17 protein-coding genes are annotated in these 17,615 nt (G+C 69.6%); 4 read left to right on the top strand and 13 right to left on the bottom strand.

Going from position 1 to position 17,615, the window contains the following annotated elements:
* The first annotated feature begins 122 nt into the window (after nucleotides 1-122).
* Entirely contained in the window at nucleotides 123-1,577 is a 1,455-nt protein-coding gene (locus tag ACZ7J0_RS26740) for an alpha/beta hydrolase domain-containing protein (RefSeq protein ID WP_470891468.1), read from the top strand.
* Between the two features lie 198 nt (nucleotides 1,578-1,775).
* Here ACZ7J0_RS26740 and ACZ7J0_RS26735 read toward each other — a convergent pair whose 3' ends face one another.
* Complete coding sequence (locus tag ACZ7J0_RS26735) at nucleotides 1,776-2,222, bottom strand: DUF6192 family protein (RefSeq protein WP_470891466.1); 447 nt, start codon at nucleotides 2,220-2,222, stop codon at nucleotides 1,776-1,778.
* Nucleotides 2,223-2,825: 603 nt separating this feature from the next.
* Here ACZ7J0_RS26735 and ACZ7J0_RS26730 point away from each other — a divergent pair.
* The gene (locus ACZ7J0_RS26730; RefSeq protein WP_470891464.1) at nucleotides 2,826-3,689 is read left to right on the top strand and encodes a siderophore-interacting protein; all 864 of its coding nucleotides are present in this window, start codon (nucleotides 2,826-2,828) and stop codon (nucleotides 3,687-3,689) included.
* Between the two features lie 238 nt (nucleotides 3,690-3,927).
* Here ACZ7J0_RS26730 and ACZ7J0_RS26725 read toward each other — a convergent pair whose 3' ends face one another.
* Nucleotides 3,928-4,611, bottom strand: coding sequence for a MerR family transcriptional regulator (locus ACZ7J0_RS26725; RefSeq protein ID WP_470891462.1), 684 nt, complete (start codon nucleotides 4,609-4,611; stop codon nucleotides 3,928-3,930).
* Between the two features lie 184 nt (nucleotides 4,612-4,795).
* Here ACZ7J0_RS26725 and ACZ7J0_RS26720 point away from each other — a divergent pair, with 184 nt between their 5' ends.
* Both ACZ7J0_RS26720 and ACZ7J0_RS26715 read left to right on the top strand, forming a co-directional pair.
* Nucleotides 4,796-5,707: a hypothetical protein gene (locus tag ACZ7J0_RS26720; protein WP_470891656.1), complete on the top strand. Its 912-nt coding sequence runs from the start codon at nucleotides 4,796-4,798 to the stop codon at nucleotides 5,705-5,707.
* Nucleotides 5,704-6,168: an ABA4-like family protein gene (locus ACZ7J0_RS26715; protein ID WP_470891460.1), complete on the top strand. Its 465-nt coding sequence runs from the start codon at nucleotides 5,704-5,706 to the stop codon at nucleotides 6,166-6,168. Before ACZ7J0_RS26720 ends, ACZ7J0_RS26715 begins: the two co-directional genes overlap by 4 nt.
* A gap of 366 nt (nucleotides 6,169-6,534) precedes the next feature.
* On the opposite strand, the gene ACZ7J0_RS26710 is transcribed toward ACZ7J0_RS26715, so the two are convergent.
* The 11 genes from ACZ7J0_RS26710 to pafA all read right to left on the bottom strand — a co-directional run bounded on the left by ACZ7J0_RS26710 (nucleotide 6,535) and on the right by pafA (nucleotide 17,609).
* Entirely contained in the window at nucleotides 6,535-9,363 is a 2,829-nt protein-coding gene (locus ACZ7J0_RS26710) for a DEAD/DEAH box helicase (protein ID WP_470891458.1), read from the bottom strand.
* 79 nt (nucleotides 9,364-9,442) lie between these two features.
* Nucleotides 9,443-10,333, bottom strand: a complete 891-nt coding sequence (locus ACZ7J0_RS26705; RefSeq protein WP_470891456.1) for a diacylglycerol kinase — start codon at nucleotides 10,331-10,333, stop codon at nucleotides 9,443-9,445.
* Nucleotides 10,334-10,352: 19 nt separating this feature from the next.
* Entirely contained in the window at nucleotides 10,353-11,264 is a 912-nt protein-coding gene (gene tatC / locus ACZ7J0_RS26700) for a twin-arginine translocase subunit TatC (RefSeq protein ID WP_470891654.1), read from the bottom strand.
* A gap of 95 nt (nucleotides 11,265-11,359) precedes the next feature.
* Nucleotides 11,360-11,641: a Sec-independent protein translocase subunit TatA gene (gene tatA / locus ACZ7J0_RS26695; protein WP_468709434.1), complete on the bottom strand. Its 282-nt coding sequence runs from the start codon at nucleotides 11,639-11,641 to the stop codon at nucleotides 11,360-11,362.
* A 212-nt stretch (nucleotides 11,642-11,853) separates the two neighbouring features.
* Entirely contained in the window at nucleotides 11,854-12,051 is a 198-nt protein-coding gene (locus ACZ7J0_RS26690; RefSeq protein WP_468709435.1) for a hypothetical protein, read from the bottom strand.
* A 28-nt stretch (nucleotides 12,052-12,079) separates the two neighbouring features.
* A complete protein-coding gene (locus ACZ7J0_RS26685; protein WP_468709735.1) occupies nucleotides 12,080-12,340 on the bottom strand; it encodes a hypothetical protein in 261 nt (86 codons plus the stop codon).
* Nucleotides 12,341-12,447: 107 nt separating this feature from the next.
* Nucleotides 12,448-13,404 (bottom strand): helix-turn-helix transcriptional regulator, encoded by a 957-nt coding sequence (locus tag ACZ7J0_RS26680; RefSeq protein ID WP_470891454.1) that lies wholly within the window; start codon nucleotides 13,402-13,404, stop codon nucleotides 12,448-12,450.
* Nucleotides 13,405-13,420: 16 nt separating this feature from the next.
* Nucleotides 13,421-14,401 carry a helix-turn-helix transcriptional regulator gene (locus tag ACZ7J0_RS26675; protein ID WP_468709437.1) on the bottom strand — a complete coding sequence of 327 codons (981 nt, stop codon included), beginning with the start codon at nucleotides 14,399-14,401 and terminating at the stop codon, nucleotides 13,421-13,423.
* A gap of 125 nt (nucleotides 14,402-14,526) precedes the next feature.
* Entirely contained in the window at nucleotides 14,527-14,907 is a 381-nt protein-coding gene (locus tag ACZ7J0_RS26670) for an FKBP-type peptidyl-prolyl cis-trans isomerase (RefSeq protein WP_468709439.1), read from the bottom strand.
* Between the two features lie 43 nt (nucleotides 14,908-14,950).
* Nucleotides 14,951-15,886 (bottom strand): FKBP-type peptidyl-prolyl cis-trans isomerase, encoded by a 936-nt coding sequence (locus tag ACZ7J0_RS26665; protein WP_470891452.1) that lies wholly within the window; start codon nucleotides 15,884-15,886, stop codon nucleotides 14,951-14,953.
* Between the two features lie 361 nt (nucleotides 15,887-16,247).
* The gene (gene pafA / locus ACZ7J0_RS26660) at nucleotides 16,248-17,609 is read right to left on the bottom strand and encodes a Pup--protein ligase (protein WP_147990651.1); all 1,362 of its coding nucleotides are present in this window, start codon (nucleotides 17,607-17,609) and stop codon (nucleotides 16,248-16,250) included.
* Nucleotides 17,610-17,615: the final 6 nt, after the last annotated feature.

The raw sequence follows: 17,615 nt of genomic DNA, 5'->3' as shown, positions 1-17,615 counted from the left end.
ACGGGGGAGGCGGCTCGCTCCGTTGGGCGAGGCTGGTAGGCCGGACCGGACCGGGAGTGGTCGGCTGGCTCCAGCGCCGGAGCACCGAATGAGTGCTTCCCGGCGTAAAGGAGGAGCACTCGATGTTCTGGCAGTGGTTCCGATACAGCGGCAAGGTCACGCTGCAGCGGCGGTCACAACCCGACCGGCCGACCGGTCATTCCCGCTCCCTCGCACAGCCGGGGCGCTTCCGCCGGAGGCGGCTCGGGCTGTGGGCACTGCTGCTGGCGGCACTCATGCCGGCCCTGCCGGCAACAGCCGCCCAGGCCGTCCCCCGTCACTCCCAGTCGCTCGTGGCGCCCCATGACGCCGCCGACCCCCCACAGGGCGGGACCGAGGACCGGCTCAGCCGTCCGACGACCACGCCCCTCGGGTCGTTCGGCGGCATCCGCTACGTCCAGTACGACGGCGTGTTCGAAGGCCGGACGTCCACCGGCCGGTTCCGGGTGCCCTACCGGATCAGTGCCCCGGCCGAACCGCACCGCTCCAACGGCACCGTGCTCGTGGAACCGCCCCACTTCGTGGTGGGCCTCGGTACGCTCAACGTCTACCTCGGCAGGGATTTCCTGTTCCGCCGCGGATTCGTACACGCCAGCGTCGGCTGGAGCACCCTCGGCAACCGCATCCTCGACCCGTCCGTCCCCGGCACGTTCATCGAGGGAGGAATCGAGGAGGACGGAGCGAGGGTCGACGACGAGATCATCACCGACTTCGCCAAAGCGCTCTCCTCCGGTGGCCGCTCGATGGTCGGAAAAGTGGCCCGGAAGTACGTCACGGGCTTCTCCGACAGCTCGTACCCCATCCTCCGCCTGGTCCATGCCGGCGCCGCCGCAGGCGTGTTCGACCTGGCCGTGCCGATCACCACGGAGGGCTTCGACCCGCAGGCCGACCTAGCGGCCGGCCGCTTCGACGGCAAGATCGTCATCGTGAACTCGGAAGCTGACGACTCCACGAACCTGACCGACCGAGGCGTCGCCCTGGACCGCTACCGCTTCTACGTCGTCGCGGGCAGTCCGCACATCCCGGATCCGCTGGACGCGCCGCTGGACCTGCCGTTCCCGGTGAGGCAGACAACACCGGCCTCCTTCGTACCCGCGCTGCGCGCGCATTTCCTGCAGGGGCACGACTGGGTCCGCAAGGGATCTCCGCCGCCGACGAGCACGCAGCTGCGGACTCAGAACGGCACCGTCGTCCGCGACGCCATCGGCAACGCGATCACCGAGGACCGCACCGGCCGACAGGTGCCTCGGCTGCCATTCGTCGAACTCGGCGAGGCGCGCTACATCTCCGGCTTCGTCGGCAGCTACGACAACGTGCGCACCGTACAGCAACTCGGCTTCAGCTCCCACGAGGCTTACGCCAAGGCCTTCGCAGCCGAAGTCCGCGACTACCAGAAGGCCCGCTACATCCTGCCCGAGGACGCCGCCGACATGCGCCGGCGGGCACAGCTGTGCCCGCCGCTGACGTTCACCGAGACCTACCGCGACCACTACACCGAATTCGTCGCGATCCAGCCCTGCGCGGCCGCGGCCCGCTGAGCCCCCGGCCGCGTCCACCCGGCCGGTGATGCACACGCTGTCCGCCCGTCCGCCCACCGGCGCTCCGCCGCCCGCCCTCGTCTGTCCGCCGGGACGTACGGGGGCGGGGTGGCCAAGCCGAGGGTGCGTGCGGGGTCAGGCGGCTTGGGTGAGGTCAGCCGATGTACTGAGCCGATGGCTGAGGTGAAGAGGTTGAGTTCAGGCAGCTTTGACGAGGGTGGAGGGGCCGACCCGGCGGCTGGCGTCGTCGACCGACCAGCGGGTCTTGCCCTTAGGCGGGTTGCGGATCGTCAAGAACCGTTCTTCCTCGTCCTCGATCCGGGCCAGGATGCGGTGGACCCTGAAGGAGACGTCGGGCTGGCGGTGCTCCTTCGGCCACCGCGAAGCGGTCCACCTGGCGGCAGCCACCGTACTGAAGGACAACCCAATGTCCGCCGCCAGCCTGGTCAGCGAGTCACGGACGACCGGAACCCGCTCGCCCGCGGTCCGGCCACCGTGCTCACGTACCGGCTCGATCTCCAAGGAACGGTCCCCGATGACGAACGACCCCCGGGACTGCTGCTCGGCCACTTCACGCAGCTCAGCGACGATCTGCTCGTATCGCTGTTGGCTGACGCTTCCGACCTCGATGTGATGTTCGGGCATTGGCTTTCACCACGCCGAGCGGACCGGGCGCGGCTCCAAGGACCGTGACGGAAAGCGGTCCGCCGCCCTCACAGCGTCAGACCGGAAAACCGTTGATCGCAATAAACCACGGTAAACTGAACGGAATTGGACATACCATGACCGGATGGGCGTTCGCCCTGCGGTTACCGTGACCGTTCGCCGAACGATTCGTTCCGGTCCCTCCAGGCCCTCACTTTGCACCGCCCCGAGCAGTACACGGCGTTCGACCGCCGGTCCAACCCGGCGATCCACCGCATCCCGCAGACGGTGCACTCCACCACGCCGGCCCCGTCCCGCACCGCCGCCAGCCGCTTACGCGACCTCTGCTGGCGACGCCATGACCTGGAACGACAAGCCGACGAGCAGAACACCACACCCGGACCGGACCTCGGAGCCAGAACCTCATCACACCCCCGGCACCGACGCTCAGCACCCCTGCCAGCGGCAGCAGACACCCACCAGATTAGGCCGTCAGAGCAGCCAAATCACGGGATCGGAAACAAGTACTGATGAGGCTCTCCGCCGCCCTGCGAAGTGTTAACTTAGGCATGCCTAAGTGACCGAAACCAGGGGAGAAGCGCCGTGGCAGAAGAGCAGACGGCTCGCAAGACACCGCAGGCCCACGAGGCCCGCGTGGTGCGGACGGAGCGGATCACCCCGCACATGGTGCGTGTCGTGCTGGGCGGTGAGCTGGACGGTTTCGGCCCGGGCGAGTTCACCGACCACTACATCAAGCTGCTTTTCCCGGCCCGAGGCGTCACCTACCCGGTGCCGTTCGACATGGCGCGGATCCGCGAGGAGTTCCCGCGCGAGCAGTGGCCGAGCACCCGCACGTACACGGTACGGGCCTGGGACCCGGTGCACCGGGAGCTGACGGTCGACTTCGTCGTCCACGGGGACGAGGGGCTCGCCGGCCCGTGGGCGGCGCGCGCCCGGCCGGGCGAGACCATCCACTTCCTCGGCCCGGGCGGCGGTTACGCCCCGGACCCAGCGGCGGACTGGCACCTTCTGGCCGGTGACGAGAGCGCGCTGCCCGCGATCGCCGTCGCGCTGGAGCAACTGCCCGAGGGCGCCGTGGTCCATGCGTTCGTGGAAGTCGCGGGTCAGGAGGAGGAGCACAAGCTCGCCACGGCGGAGGGGGTCACGGTGACCTGGCTCCACCGGGGCGGCCGGCCGACGGGCGAGGCCCTGGTGGCCGCTGTGAAGGAGCTGGACTTCCCCGCCGGTGACGTCCACGCGTTCGTCCATGGCGAGGCCGGCTTCGTGAAGGAGCTGCGCCGTCATCTGCGCCTGGAGCGCGGAGTGGCGCGGGAGCGGCTGTCGATCTCGGGCTACTGGCGCCTCGGCCAGTCGGACGAGGCGTGGCGCGCGGTGAAGCGCCAGTGGAACGAGCAGGTGGAGAGGGAGCAGGAGCAGGTGGAGGAACAGGTGGAGGCGAGCGGCTGAGGACGGCCCCGAAGCCGTACCGCGCGGCCTCACCTCCTGGTCGAGCAACGCATGAACCCCCGCCCGACGAACGTCGGGCGGGGGTTCATGCGTGTACGAGCAGCAGTCGCCAGTCGGGATGCCGTGCGGATACGGGCCCGTCGTCAGGCCGGGGAGCTGTGCGGGTACGGGCGCATCGTCGGGCCGGGGAGCTGTCGGGGGGCCGTCGTCAGATCGGGGTGCTGTTGGGGGCCCGTCGTCAGGTCGGGGTCCCGTCCGCGTCCGGACCGGCCGGCCCGCCCGTTTCGTGGGTGGTCCGGTTTCCGTACAGGCGCGAGGACGCGTCGATATGCGCGAGCCGCCGCAGCGCGGCGAACATGGCGTCGCCCAGCACCGTGCCGATCACCACGCTCTCCACCAGGCTTTCGCGGACGGCGTGGCGGCCGACGTAGGCGAGGTCCTCCGCCGCCACCCGCTCCGCCGCTTCGGCGTACGCGTCGAGCACCTCCTCGAAGGCGCCGTGCCCCACATCGGCGAGCGCGGCGAGCGCGACCGCGAGGGCCTCGCCGGCCGCACCGTCCGGCGAGGCGTTCCAACCGCGCCGCGCGACGAGCTCGGCGACCGTCTCACGGGCGCCCAGAATCCCCTCCCCCGGCTCGTCGGTGTAGCGGGGAACGACCCGTTCGGCCACCGCGCCCAGGACCTTGTGCACCGGACGGTCCTCGTCGTCGACGGCCGCGAGCACGGCGCGGATCCCGGCGACGGAGAGGCCACCGACCTCGAGCAGCGCCCGGATCAGCTTCAGTCTGCGCTCATGGACGGCGTCGTACGAAGCCTGGTTCGGGCTCGTCAACTGCCCGGGCGGCAGCAGCCCTTCCCGTACGTAGTACTTGATCGTCGGGATGGGGACTCCGGCCCTCCGGCTCAACTCGCCAATGCGCACGCTGCGTTCACCTTTCCAGCCTTGCCAATCCGGCCTCCATCATAGATAGTTCCACTATCAGATAGCGGAAAGCGTCACTATCTATTCTTCACGGGGGTCCTTCATGTCCCAGTCCTTGTCCGCATCGCGCCCCTTAAGCCAGCTTGCCGGCTTGCACCGGCCACTCGTCTGGTTCGCCGCGGCCATGGTTCTCTCGACCCTGGTGTCGGCCGTCGGCCTCGTCATCGACGACCGCGTCCTGACCGGCGCCCCGATCTGGTCCAAGCCCTTCAAGTTCTCGGTCTCGTTCCTGGCCTACGCGCTGTCGCTCGCCTGGATGCTCTCCCTGCTCACCCGCGGCCGCAGGGTCGGCTGGTGGGCCGGCACGGTCGTCGCGGTGGCCGGAATGATCGAGATGGTGCTGATCACCGGCCAGGTGATCCGGGGCAAGCGCAGCCACTTCAACGTCGCGACGCCCTTCGACGAGCGGGTGTTCGCCGCCATGGGGATCACCGTGGTCATCCTGTGGAGCGGCGCGCTGGCCATCGCGATCCTGCTGTTCCGCGCCCGGATCGCGGACCGTGCGGCGGCCTGGGCCGTCCGCCTGGGCGCCGTCATCGCCCTCGCCGGCGCCGGAATCGGTTTCCTGATGACACAGCCGACGCCGGAGCAGCGCGCTATCGCCAAGGGCGAAGAGGCCCCGATCGTCGGCGCGCACAGCATCGGCGTGGCGGACGGCGGGCCGTCCATGCCCCTCACGGGCTGGTCGTCCACCGGCGGCGACCTGCGCATCCCGCATTTCGTCGGCATGCACGCCCTTCAGCTCCTCCCGCTGATCCTCCTGATCGTGGCCGCCCTCGCGCCACGCTTCCTCCGGCTGTGCGACGAGCGGGTCAGGCTGCGCCTCGTCCTGGTCGGATCGGGGGCCTACGCGGCGCTGTTCGCCCTGGTCACCTGGCAGGCCCTGCGCGGGCAGGCGCTGACCCGGCCGGACGCCGCGACGCTCACCGCCGCCGCGGTCATCCTCGTCGGCAGCGCGGTGGGGCTCCTCGTGGCACTGCGCACACCGGTACGCGCGCCGTCCGCACCCCTGAACGTCAAGGAGTTCGCCGCGTGACCGGCTTCCTCTTCTCCCTCACCTTCTGGCTGGCGGCCCCCGTCTGGCTGCTGATGATCTTCGCTCCCGGGTGGCGGCACACTCTGCGCGTCGCCGCGTCACCGCTGACCGTCGTACCGATCCTGACGGTCTATCTGGTCCTGGCGCTTCCCGTCTTCACGGAGCTGTGGGCGGCGGTCAGCAGCCCCGGTCTCGACGTCTTCCGGGACTTCACCGACCTCGCGAACGGCGCGGGGGCCATCTGGGCCCAGGTCATCGCCTGGGACCTGCTGCTCGGCCAGTGGATGTTCCTGCAGTCCCGCAAACTTGGGATATCGCCGCTCGTGATGGGGCCGTTGCTGGTCCTGACGATTCTGCTGTCCCCGTTCGGACTGCTGGTCTTCCTCGTACTGCGTGCCGCGAGGACCCGCTCGTCCACCAGCGCCGACCGAGCCGCCGCGCCCCCTACCCTGATCCAATGAACAACGCCCGCCCCTGCCGCACCGCGGGAGCAGTCATAGGCTCCGCCGTCGGCGACGCACCTTGTGCGGCTCGGTTCGCCTCCGGGGCGCCCCGGCCGAAGGGGCGCTTCCCCGACGGCGTGGGCGAGATGTGCGGGGGCGGGGGCTGGGACCCCGGCGAGGCCACGGGCGGCGACCCGTGGGACGTCGCGGCAGCCCTCCACTTCCAGACCAACGGACAGGCGGCGGGCAACGGTTCACTGATGCGCGCCGCCACCTCGGCCGTCCGGGGGCGCCGCGGTGGCGCACCGCGAGGCGTGCGAAGGTACACGAAAGGGCCTCGCGGTGGCACCGCGAGGCCCCATTCCGTGTCGGCCCGTAGGGCCGTCAGCCGACGGAGCTGTAGGCCACGACGCCTCTGAGCAGCCCCTCGACGGCCTTCCGCGCGTTCTTCGCGACGGTGCTGTTGTCGCGCGGCGCGGCCGCGGCGATCTGGCCCAGTACATCGATGACCTGCTTGCACCAGCGCACGAAGTCACCGGCGGGCATTTCCGCTTCGCGCAGTACTTCGTCGAGGCCTCGGCCGGATGCCCACTGGTGGGCGGCCCAGGCGAATCCGAGGTCGGGCTCGCGCTGTCCGACGCCCTCCGCCTGGTTGATCTTGAACTCTTCCTCGAGCGCGTCCAGACGACCCCAGATGCGGACCATTTCGCCGAGCGCGGCCTTCGCGGCCCCGGTGGGGAGCTTGGGTGCGACGGCGTCGTCGGACTGGCGTGCTTCATAGACCAGCGCGGAGACACAGGCGGCGAGTTCGGCGGGATTGAGGCCTTCCCACACCCGGTCGCGGAGGCACTCGCTGGCGAGGAGATCGAGTTCGCCGTAGAGCCTTGCCAGCCGCTTGCCGTGTTCGGTGACGGAGTCGGCGCGCAGGTAGTCCAGTTCGGTGAGAAGCGCGACGATCCGGTCGAAGGTGCGGGCGATGGTGTTGGTCCGGCCCTCGATGCGCCGCTCCAGCTGGCGGGTGTCGCGCTGGAGGCGGTGGTAGCGCTCGGCCCAGCGCGCGTGGTCCTCGCGCTCGTCACAGCCGTGACAGGGGTGAGCGCGGATCTCGGTGCGCAGGCGCGAGATCTCTCGGTCGTCGGCGGCCGCAGCGCGCTGCCTGCGGTGCCGCTCGGGCTCGATGTGTCCGGCCTTGCTGCGCAGGGCAGAGGCCAGGTCCCGACGGGACTGGGGCGAGCGCGCGTTGAACGACTTCGGGATCCGCATCCGCTCCAGCGCTTCGACGGGCACGGGGAAGTCGATCGACGCGAGCCGCTTGACCTGCCGTTCGGCGGTGAGCACGAGCGGGCGCGGCCCGTCGTGCTGCTCGAAGCCCCGGTGGCCGTTGGTGCGGCCGGCCGGGATGCCGGGGTCCAGGACCAGTGCGAGTCCGGCGAACTTGCCGGTGGGGACGTGGATGACGTCGCCCGGCTTGAGCTTCTCCAGCGAGCTCGCGGCGGCGGCGCGGCGCTGGGCGGCGCCCTGCTTGGCCAGTTCGGTCTCGCGGTCCTTGAGTTCGCGGCGGAGGCGCGCGTACTCCTCGAAATCGCCGAGGTGGCAGGTCATGCCCTCCCGATAGCCGTCGAGGCCTTCTTCGTTGCGCTGGACCTGGCGGGAGATGCCGACGACGGACTTGTCGGCCTGGAACTGCGCGAAGGACGTTTCCAGCAGTTCGCGGGAGCGGTGGCGTCCGAACTGGTCGACCAGGTTGACGGCCATGTTGTAAGACGGCTTGAAGCTGGAGCGCAGCGGATAGGTGCGGGTGCCTGCGAGTCCGGCGAGCTGGCCGGGGTCGAGGCCGCGCTGCCAGAGGACGACGGCGTGACCTTCGACGTCGATACCCCGGCGTCCGGCCCGGCCGGTGAGCTGGGTGTATTCGCCGGGGGTGATGTCGGCGTGCTGTTCGCCGTTCCATTTGACGAGCTTTTCGAGCACGACGGAACGGGCGGGCATGTTGATGCCGAGGGCGAGCGTCTCGGTCGCGAAGACGGCCTTGACGAGTCCGCGGACGAAGAGTTCCTCGACGACTTCCTTGAAGGTCGGAAGCATGCCGGCGTGGTGTGCGGCGATGCCTCGCTCGAGGCCTTCGAGCCATTCGTAGTAGCCGAGGACGTTGAGGTCCTCGCCGGGGATGGTCGCCGTGCGCGCCTCGACGATCTCTCGGACCTTCTGGCGTGCTTCGTCGTCGTTGAGGCGCAGTCCGGCGTACAGACACTGCTGTACGGCGGCCTCGCAGCCGGCGCGGCTGAAGATGAAGGTGATGGCGGGCAGGAGGCCTTCGGCGTCGAGCCGTTCGATGACCTCGGGCCGGCCGGGCGTCCAGATCCGGGAGCGCTGGCGGCGCTCGCGCTCGCGGTCGGCCTCGCGGACCATCTTGCCCCGGCGGCGTTCGCGCGGGTTGTACGTGCGCTGGTTCTCGCTGCGGGCGAGGCGGACGAGGTCGGGGTTGACCTCCCGTCGGGTGGCTCCGCGGCCGCCGTGGTCGGTCTCCTCCTCGAAGAGGTCGTACATCCGGCGTCCGGCGAGGACGTGCTGCCACAGGGGCACGGGCCGGGACTCGGAGACGATCACCTCGGTGTCGCCGCGGACGGTGTCGAGCCAGTCGCCGAACTCCTCGGCGTTGGACACGGTCGCGGAGAGCGACACAAGGGTCACCGACTCCGGGAGGTGGATGATCACTTCCTCCCAGACGGCGCCGCGGAAGCGGTCCGAGAGGTAGTGGACCTCGTCCATCACGACATGGCCGAGGCCGCTGAGGGCCTGGGACCCCGCGTACAGCATGTTGCGGAGGACCTCGGTGGTCATGACGATGATGGGTGCGTCGCCGTTGACACTGTTGTCGCCGGTGAGGAGGCCGACCTTCTCCGGGCCGTAGCGCTTGACCAGGTCGGAGTACTTCTGGTTGGACAGCGCCTTGATGGGCGTGGTGTAGAAGCACTTCCGCCCCTGGAGGAGGGCGAGGTGGACGGCGAATTCGCCGACGATGGTCTTGCCGGAACCGGTGGGGGCGGCGACGAGCACGCCCTTGCCCGTTTCGAGGGCTTTGCATGCCTCGATCTGGAAGGGGTCCAGATCGAAGTCGTACATCTCTCGGAAGGGTGCCAGCGCGGAGGCCTGCTCGGCGGCGCGGATCCGGGCAGCTGCGTACGCTTCGGCTGGTGTGAGGTCCTCTGTCATCTTGTTGTCGAGCCTACCCGCCGCCTCTGACACTGAGCGCGATCTTTAATGTCCGATGGTGATACCGCTCGCGGGTGGCTCAGGCGACCAGGACGCGAGCGGCTGCGGGGACGCAGGTGGCGGTGAGCGGCAGGGCTCCGAGGGGCTCGCCGTCGGCGTATCCGGTGACGCCGGGCGCCTCGAGGGTGATGCGGGCGGCCCGGTGGACGGTGACCTTGGGGTGGCTGAGGTGGGTCCCCCGGTAGACGCGAGGAAAGACCTTGAGCAGGGTGGCGCGTGAGCAGTCGCCGACGACGGTGATGTCGAAGAGCCCGTCGTCGAGCGAGGCGTCGGCACAGATGCGCATGCCACCGCCGTAGGAGCTGCCGTTGCCGACGGCGACGAGCGTCGCTTCGATCTCCAGTTCGGGTCCGTCGTCGAGGGTGATCCGGTAAGGGATGGACCGGAAGGCGGCGAGCTCGGCGATCATGGCGAGGTCGTACTTGAGGCGGCCGCTGGGGCGGCGCATCCGGTTGCCGCGGTCGTTGACGCGTGAGTCGAAGCCGGAGGCGAGGACGGTCCCGAACCAGCGGTCGCCGACCCTTCCCAGGTCGATGTCGCGCATCCGTCCGCCCTTGAGGGACTCAGCGGCGAGTCTCCCCGCTTCGGCGGGGGCGCGGACGGGCAGCCCGAGGGCGCGGGCGAAGTCGTTGCCCGTACCGACGGCGACGACGCCGAGGGGGGTGAGCGTGCCGGCGACCGCCTGCAGGGCGAGGGAGACCAGTCCGTCGCCGCCGACGGCGATCAGGGCGCCGGTGCCGCCGTCGACGGCTTCGCGTGCGCGGCGCAAAGCGTCCTCGGTGTCGGTTCCGAGGACGGTGCGTACGGAGTATCCGGCGTCCCGGAGCGCACGAGCGGCCGGCTGCGCGGCGTGCGCGCCCCGGCCGCGTCCCGCGGTGGGATTGACGAAGAGGGTGATCTCGCTGGTCACCCTTCCGGACCTTACAAGGTCAGGTGATGTCGTCGTAACCGTTGATACGGGGGGACCTTCCGCCGTCCGCCTCGCCACCGGCCTGCTCGGGCAGGGCGCGGACGGAGGGCACGGGCTCGACCTCGCCGATGGCCGACGGGGTGAGGTCGAGGTCGGACGCCTCGCCGTCGTCGAGCTCCGCGTCCAGGTCGTTCCTGCGGCGGCGCTTGTCGTTGAGGATCGAGATCCCGACGGCGATGAAGTACAGGACGATGATCGGTCCGGACAGGGCGATCATGCCGAGCGGGTCGGTCGAGGGCGTGGCGACGGCACCGAAGACGAAGATGCCCATGATCACTCCGCGCCACCATCCGGCCATCCGCCTGCCGGTGACGATGCCCGCGAAGTTGAGCATGATCAGAAGCAGCGGCAGCTCGAAGGCGAGGCCGAAGATCAGCACCATCCTGGTGGTGAAGTCCAGGACGTCGTCGAGGGAGAGGAAGTTCGACGCGACGTCGGGGGTGATGCTGATGAGGACCTTCACGCTGACCGGCATGATCAGGTAGGCGATGTAGGCGCCGGTGGCGAAGAGCGGCACGGCGACGCTGGCGAAGTAGTACGTGTACTTCTTCTCGCTCTTGTGAAGTCCCGGCGCGACGAACGCCCACAGCTGGTAGAGCCAGACCGGGCAGGAGGCGATGACGCCCGCCAGCATGATCACCTTGATGGTGGAGGTGAACGGGGACAGCATCGTCTGGTACGCGATGATCACACACCGGCCGCCGGTGTTGTCCGCGATGCCTGTGCCGGGCGGGCACTTCGGCACGGGCGAGGAGAGGAAGTCCATCAGCTCCTGGCTGTAGAACGCGGCGGCGATCGACGCGATCGTGATCGCCAGCATCGCCTTCGCGAGCCGGTTGCGAAGCTCACGCAGATGGTCCGAGAGCGGCATCCGCCCCTCGGGGTCCTTCTCCTTCTTGCTGCGGGCAGGCTTGAGCAACCCACGTCCTCATCTCGTGCGGCAGGCCGCGACGGGCGGCCTTGGGGTCAGCGCTGGGGGGTGGTGTCGGTCGGCTCCGTGACGGGGCGGGCGCTGGTCACGTCGCCGGGCGCGGCCTTGATGGTGCGCGGCGCCGCGGGCTGCTCGGCCGGCGGGTCGGTGGGGGCGGTCTGCTGACCCTCCGACTTCATCGCCTTCGCCTCGCTCTTCAGGATGCGGGCGGACTTGCCCAGCGAACGGGCCATCTCCGGAAGCTTCTTGGCGCCGAACAGGAGGACGACGACGAGGAGGATCAGAATGATCTCGGTGGGACCGATCTGTCGGAACATAAGTGTGTCTACCTTCTCACCGAGGCGGCATGGGGCTGGGCTGGTGGCCGTCGCACGGACTGGTGTCCGAACCCCGACCTTCAGCGATCGTAACGCGCATGGGTAAACGCACGGCAATCCCCGCGCATACTCCCGTTGCGGCCGGCGCCTCATCACCTGCGCCGCGATCAGCAGCGTACCCCTCGGGTCTGTCGAGAAGGAGACCGAGCCCGCTAGCGCAGGGCCTCGCCGGTACGGCTCAGATCGGTGGCCGCGCGCTCCAGATCCTCGGCGGCGCGGGTGATCCGCTCTGTGGTGTGGGCCACTTGGCGGCCGAGGCGCTGGGCCTCGACGAAGACCTTGATGCCGAGGATGCCGAGAACGGCGATCCCGAGGAATCCCAGGGCGATGGCGAGCATGGGCCAGAACATGCGCTGAGCCTAGACGGTGCCGGGGCGGTCAGGCGGTGGAGGTGGAGTGGAGGCGCAGGGTGCGCACTCCGCCGCCGGTGAGGAGTTCGATGATGCGTTCGCCCGCCGGCTTGCGGACGGCGCTGCCGCACTCGGGGCAGGTGAAGGAGTAGAAGGTGGTGCGGCTGCTGCCGCCGATCGCGAGGCGCAGGGCGCCTGCGGAGAGTTCGATGCGGGAACGGCAGTCGGGGCAGGCGGCCTTGAAGAGGACCGGCGCCATGGAAGCGGAGATTCCGTGCATCACGGACATTTCCCTCAACTTTCTCACCTTCGTCTGCTCGGTCGACTCCGTGCTCTGCCCGGCCGTCTCCGTCAGGTCCGCCGGCGGAACGACCCGGACCTTCGCGGCCGGACCGCTCACTCCTGCGCGTCGTACGCGGCGAGGGCCTCGGCCGCCGCCCGCTGGGCACTGTCCGCCAGGTCCTGCGGGGAGACGATCCGCCCGTCCCGGCCCAGCCTCAGCGCCAGCCGCCGCAGCGACGCCGGGGCGGGGGTCCGCAGGGTGATGCGCAGGCCGCCGTCCGGCAGCTCCTCGGCGCTGTCGTGCGGGTAGTACTCGGCGACCCAGCGGCCGCCCGGCCCGACCTCCACCACGACCTCCGGGTCATCGGCGGACGGCTGGACGAGCCCCTCGGAGAGATCACGCAGCTCGATCTCCGGCGGCGCGGACGGGTCGTCCAGGATCCGGATCTCGGCGACCCGGTCGAGACGGAAGGTACGCCGGGCCTCCGAGAGCCGGCACCACGCCTCCATGTACGTGTGGCCGACGGCGAAGAGCCGGATCGGGTCGACCTCGCGCTCGGTGAGCTCGTCGCGCGCGGGCGAGTAATAGCGGAGCCAGAGGCGGCGGCGCTCGGAGATGGCCCGGTCGACCTCGGCGAAGACCCCGCCCTCCGATTCGAAGGTGACCGACAGCCGGGAACTGGCGCCGGCCGCCTCGCCGGCCGCGGTCTCCAGCTTGGCGGTGGCGCGCAGCAGCGCTTCGCGGTCGCCCTCGCGCAGCCCCGGGAGCGTGGCGACGGCGCGGGCGGCGACGAGCAGGGCGGTGGCCTCGTCGGCGGCGAGCCGCAGCGGCTCGGCGACATCGTCGGGGTTGTGCCACCAGATCCGGTCGCCGTCGGTGTCGATGTCCAGGAGGTCGCCGCCGCGGAAGCTCGTCCCGCACATGGGCAGGACATCGAGGTCGGAGATCAGCTCGTCCTGGGTGATCCCGAAGGCGCGGGCGACGTCGGAGACGTGCGCGCCCGGGCGCTCCCGCAGATAGGTCACCAGTGACAGCATCCGCCGGGTCTGGTCGATCGCGTTCGTGGCCATCGCTAGTACGGTCCCCTCAACCCTTGGCGACGGCGCGCAGCCGGTCCACCACATCGGCCCGCAGATCCGCGGGCTCCAGTACGACGACGTCCGGGCCGAACTCGACGAGCCAGGCGTCCAGGCCGTGTCCGTACGGAATCTCCAACTCGTCCCAGCCGTCCTCGCGCTCCCGCACGGCGAGGGCGCGGGCGCGCAGCGGGTAGCCGCAGCCGGAGCGCAGCCTGATCACCGCCGAGCGGGTCGCGGTCTCCCCCGCCCAGCTCTCGACGGTCTCGCGGACGGTCGAGACGTCGGGTACGGGGGCGGTGAAGGCGCCGGCCCGGGAGCGGACCTTGCCGGTGATGCGGGAGAGGCGGAAGACGCGCTCGGCGCCGCGGTCGCGGTCCCAGCCGGCCAGATACCAGTGGCCGCGCCAGCACTCCAGGGTCCAGGGCTCGACCTGGCGGGTCTCGGGGCGGGCGGCGTTCGCCTTGCGGTAGTCGAAGACGACGGGGCGGCGGTCCCGGCAGGCGAGCATCAGCGGTTCGAAGGCGGTCTCGTGGACCGGGATGCGGGGCTCCAGCGCGCTGTGCTGGGCGTCGTACGTGTCCTCCGCCTCGGGCATCCCCGCGGCGCGGAGCTTCTGCAGGGCGCCGCTGGCGGCTCCCGCGAGGCGCGCCTGCTGCCAGACCTTGGCGGCGAGACCGAGGGCGGCGGCCTCCTCGGCGTCCAGGGTGATGGGGGGCAGCCGGTTGGAGTCGCGGCGGGCGAGATAGCCGGTGTCGCCGTCGAGGTTCTCCACGGTCTCGATCACCAGGCCGAGCTCGCGCAGATCATCCTTGTCGCGCTCGAACATCCGGTTGAAGGAGTCGTCGTTGCCGGCCGCGCCGTCTCCGGGCCTGAAGGCCTCGACGTAGGCCTCGATGGAGCCGCGCAGCTCACGCTTGCTCAGCGGGCGCCGGGTTCCCAGCAGGCACAGCGCCAGATTCATCAGCCGCTCGGCCTTGGCAATCGCCATCGACGCCCTGCACCTCTTCTGATGGAGTCACATTATCGCCCGATGACCGTACCGCCCCGGGGTGTCGTGGCAAAAGCGGAGGGCCCGCGCAGCCAGGCACGGGCCCTCGTTTCGATCAGAAATGATCAGCGCTTGGCAACGCCCACCAGGTCGCAGACGAAGATCAGCGTCTCGCCGGGGGCGATGGCGCCACCGGCGCCACGGTCGCCGTACGCGAGGTGCGCGGGGATGATCAGCTGGCGGCGGCCGCCGACCTTCATGCCCTGCACGCCCTTGTCCCAGCCCTGGATGACCTGACCGACTCCGAGCTGAAAGTCCAGCGGGGTGCCACGGTTCCAGGACGCGTCGAACTCCTCGCCCGTGGAGAAGGCCACGCCCACGTAGTGGACCTTGACGAAGTCACCGGCCCCGGCGACCTCGCCGTCGCCCTCCCAGATCTCCTTGATCTCCAGGTCGGCCGGGGGCTCGCCGCCCGGGAAGTCGATCTCGGGCTTCTCGATGCTCACTGAACTTGCTCCTCAACTGATGAACTGGGCAACCGGGACAGTCTTACATCTTCGCCAGGATGTCCACGGCGAAGACGAGGGTGGAGTTCTTCGGGATGCCCTGCTGTTCCTTGTCGCCGAACGCCTCGGCCGGGGGCGCGACGATGAGGACGCGGCTGCCCACCTTCTTGCCCACGATGCCGTTCTTGAGGCCCTTCAGCGTGACCTGCGCCAGCGGGAAGTTCGCGGTCTTGCCCGTGTCGAAGGTGGAGTCGAACTTCTTTCCGTCCTTCCACAGCAGCGCGACGTAGTTCACGACGACCGTGTCGGTGGCCTTGACGACCTCGCCCTTGGACTCCAGGACGTAGGTGGAGACGAGCTTGGCCGGCGGGGCGGACTTGGGGACGGTGACCGTGGGGGCCTTGCCGTCCGTGTTGATGCCGACCTTCGGCAGGTCGATGTTGTCCTGGGCGACCGGGGTGCCCGCGGCGGACTTGGGGATGGTCGTCGCCTTCAGGATGTCCACGACGAAGACGAGGGTGGCGTTGGGCTTGATGTCGCCCTGGCCCTGCGCGCCGTAGCCGAGCTCCGGCGGGATGCCGATCTCGACGCGGCTGCCGACCTTCTGGCCCTCCAGGCCCTGGTCCCAGCCCTTGATGACCTGACCGGCGCCGAGCGTCAGGTCGAACGGCTGCTTGCGGTCGAAGCTGTTGTCGAACGGCTTGTCCGAGTCCCAGGCCTGACCCAGGTAGTTGACCTGAAGGGCGTCGCCCTTCTTCGTGACAGCGCCGCCGCCCTCACTGATGACATTGACCTTGAGTTCCTTGGGCGGGTCGCCTTCACCCTTGGCGAGGGTGGGCTTCTCTCCGAACTTGGCACCCGCGGTGATGGCGGGGAGCCCGTTCTTCATCGAGGCGGATTCGGATCCCTTGTCGTCGCCACAGGCCACTGCCGACAGCAGCAGCAAGGGGACGACGAGAAGGCCGGCAAGTCGGCGCACGTGTTCCTCAGATCTCAGACGGCACAGTAGTTGCCCGACACTCTAGGGGGTGCCCGACCTATCCGGCCGGAACAATGAGCGGGGTCCGGTGCGTGCGGCCGCGAGACGGAGGAAGGAGCCACCGCGGTGGGGGCGCCTCCCGTGCCCGAAGGGCTACGGGGACATTGACGACTGACGACAGCTCTGGTTCCAGCGACTTCGACAAAGAGCAGACGCGGAGTGAGCGCGGCGAACGCAGCACGGCAGATGGGCGCGCCGGGGCACGCGAGCCCGGCCCGGTAGGCAGGACACCCCCTGGGGGCGCGCCGAGGGCCCCGCACGAGGCACGTGCGGGGCCCGGGTCGCGTTCCGGAACGCGGTACTACATTCCGGCGATCAGCTTTTCCACCCGGTCGTCGACCGACCGGAAGGGGTCCTTGCACAACACGGTCCGCTGCGCCTGGTCGTTGAGCTTGAGGTGCACCCAGTCGACCGTGAAGTCCCGCCGCTGCTCCTGTGCGCGGCGGATGAAGTCGCCGCGCAGCCGCGCCCTGGTGGTCTGCGGGGGCACCGACTTGCCCTCGAAGATCTTCAGGTCGTTGCAGATCCTGGCGGCCTGGCCCTTGCGCTCCAGGAGGTAGTACAGACCCCGCCGACGGTGGATGTCGTGGTAGGCGAGGTCTATCTGCGCAACCCTGGGGTGCGACATGGTCATGTTGTTCTTGGCGCGGTACCGCTCGATGAGCTTGTACTTCATGACCCAGTCGATCTCGGTACCGATCCGGTCGAGGTCCTCGGCCTCGATGGCGTCGAGGGTGCGGCCCCACAGTTCGAGGACCTGGGCGACGGTGCCGGTGCGGATGCCCCGGCGGTCGACGAAGTCCACGGCCTTCTCGTAGTACTCCCGCTGGACCTCGAGCGCGGACGCCTCGCGCCCGCTGGCGAGGCGGACCTTGCGCTGGCCGGTGATGTCGTGGCTGACCTCGCGGATCGCCCGGATCGGGTTCTCCAGGGTCAGGTCGCGCATCACCGTGCCGGCCTCGATCATGCGCAGGACGAGGTCGGTGGCGCCGACCTTGAGGAGCATCGTCGTCTCGGACATGTTCGAGTCGCCGACGATGACATGCAGACGGCGGTAGCGCTCGGCGTCCGCGTGCGGTTCGTCGCGGGTGTTGATGATGGGACGCGAACGGGTGGTGGCGGAGCTGACGCCCTCCCAGATGTGCTCGGCGCGCTGACTGACGCAGTAGACGGCTCCGCGCGGCGTCTGGAGCACCTTTCCGGCGCCGCAGATCAGCTGCCGGGTGACGAGGAACGGAATGAGGATGTCCGCGAGCCGGGAGAACTCTCCGTGGCGGGCGACGAGATAGTTCTCGTGGCAGCCGTAGGAGTTTCCCGCCGAGTCGGTGTTGTTCTTGAAGAGATAGACGTCGCCCGCGATTCCCTCCTCGTGCAGGCGGCGTTCGGCGTCGACGAGCAGGCCTTCGAGAATGCGCTCGCCTGCCTTGTCGTGGGTGACCAGTTCGGTCACGTTGTCGCATTCGGGTGTTGCGTATTCCGGATGCGATCCCACGTCGAGGTACAGGCGGGCGCCGTTCCGCAGGAAGACATTGCTGCTGCGGCCCCATGACACAACACGGCGGAAGAGGTAGCGCGCCACTTCGTCAGGTGACAGTCGGCGCTGTCCCCTGAACGTGCACGTGACGCCGTACTCGTTCTCCAGCCCGAAAATGCGGCGGTCCATGACTGA

The organism is Streptomyces sp. NPDC038280, assembly GCF_055600045.1.
This window is presented reverse-complemented; position numbering and strand designations above follow the sequence as displayed.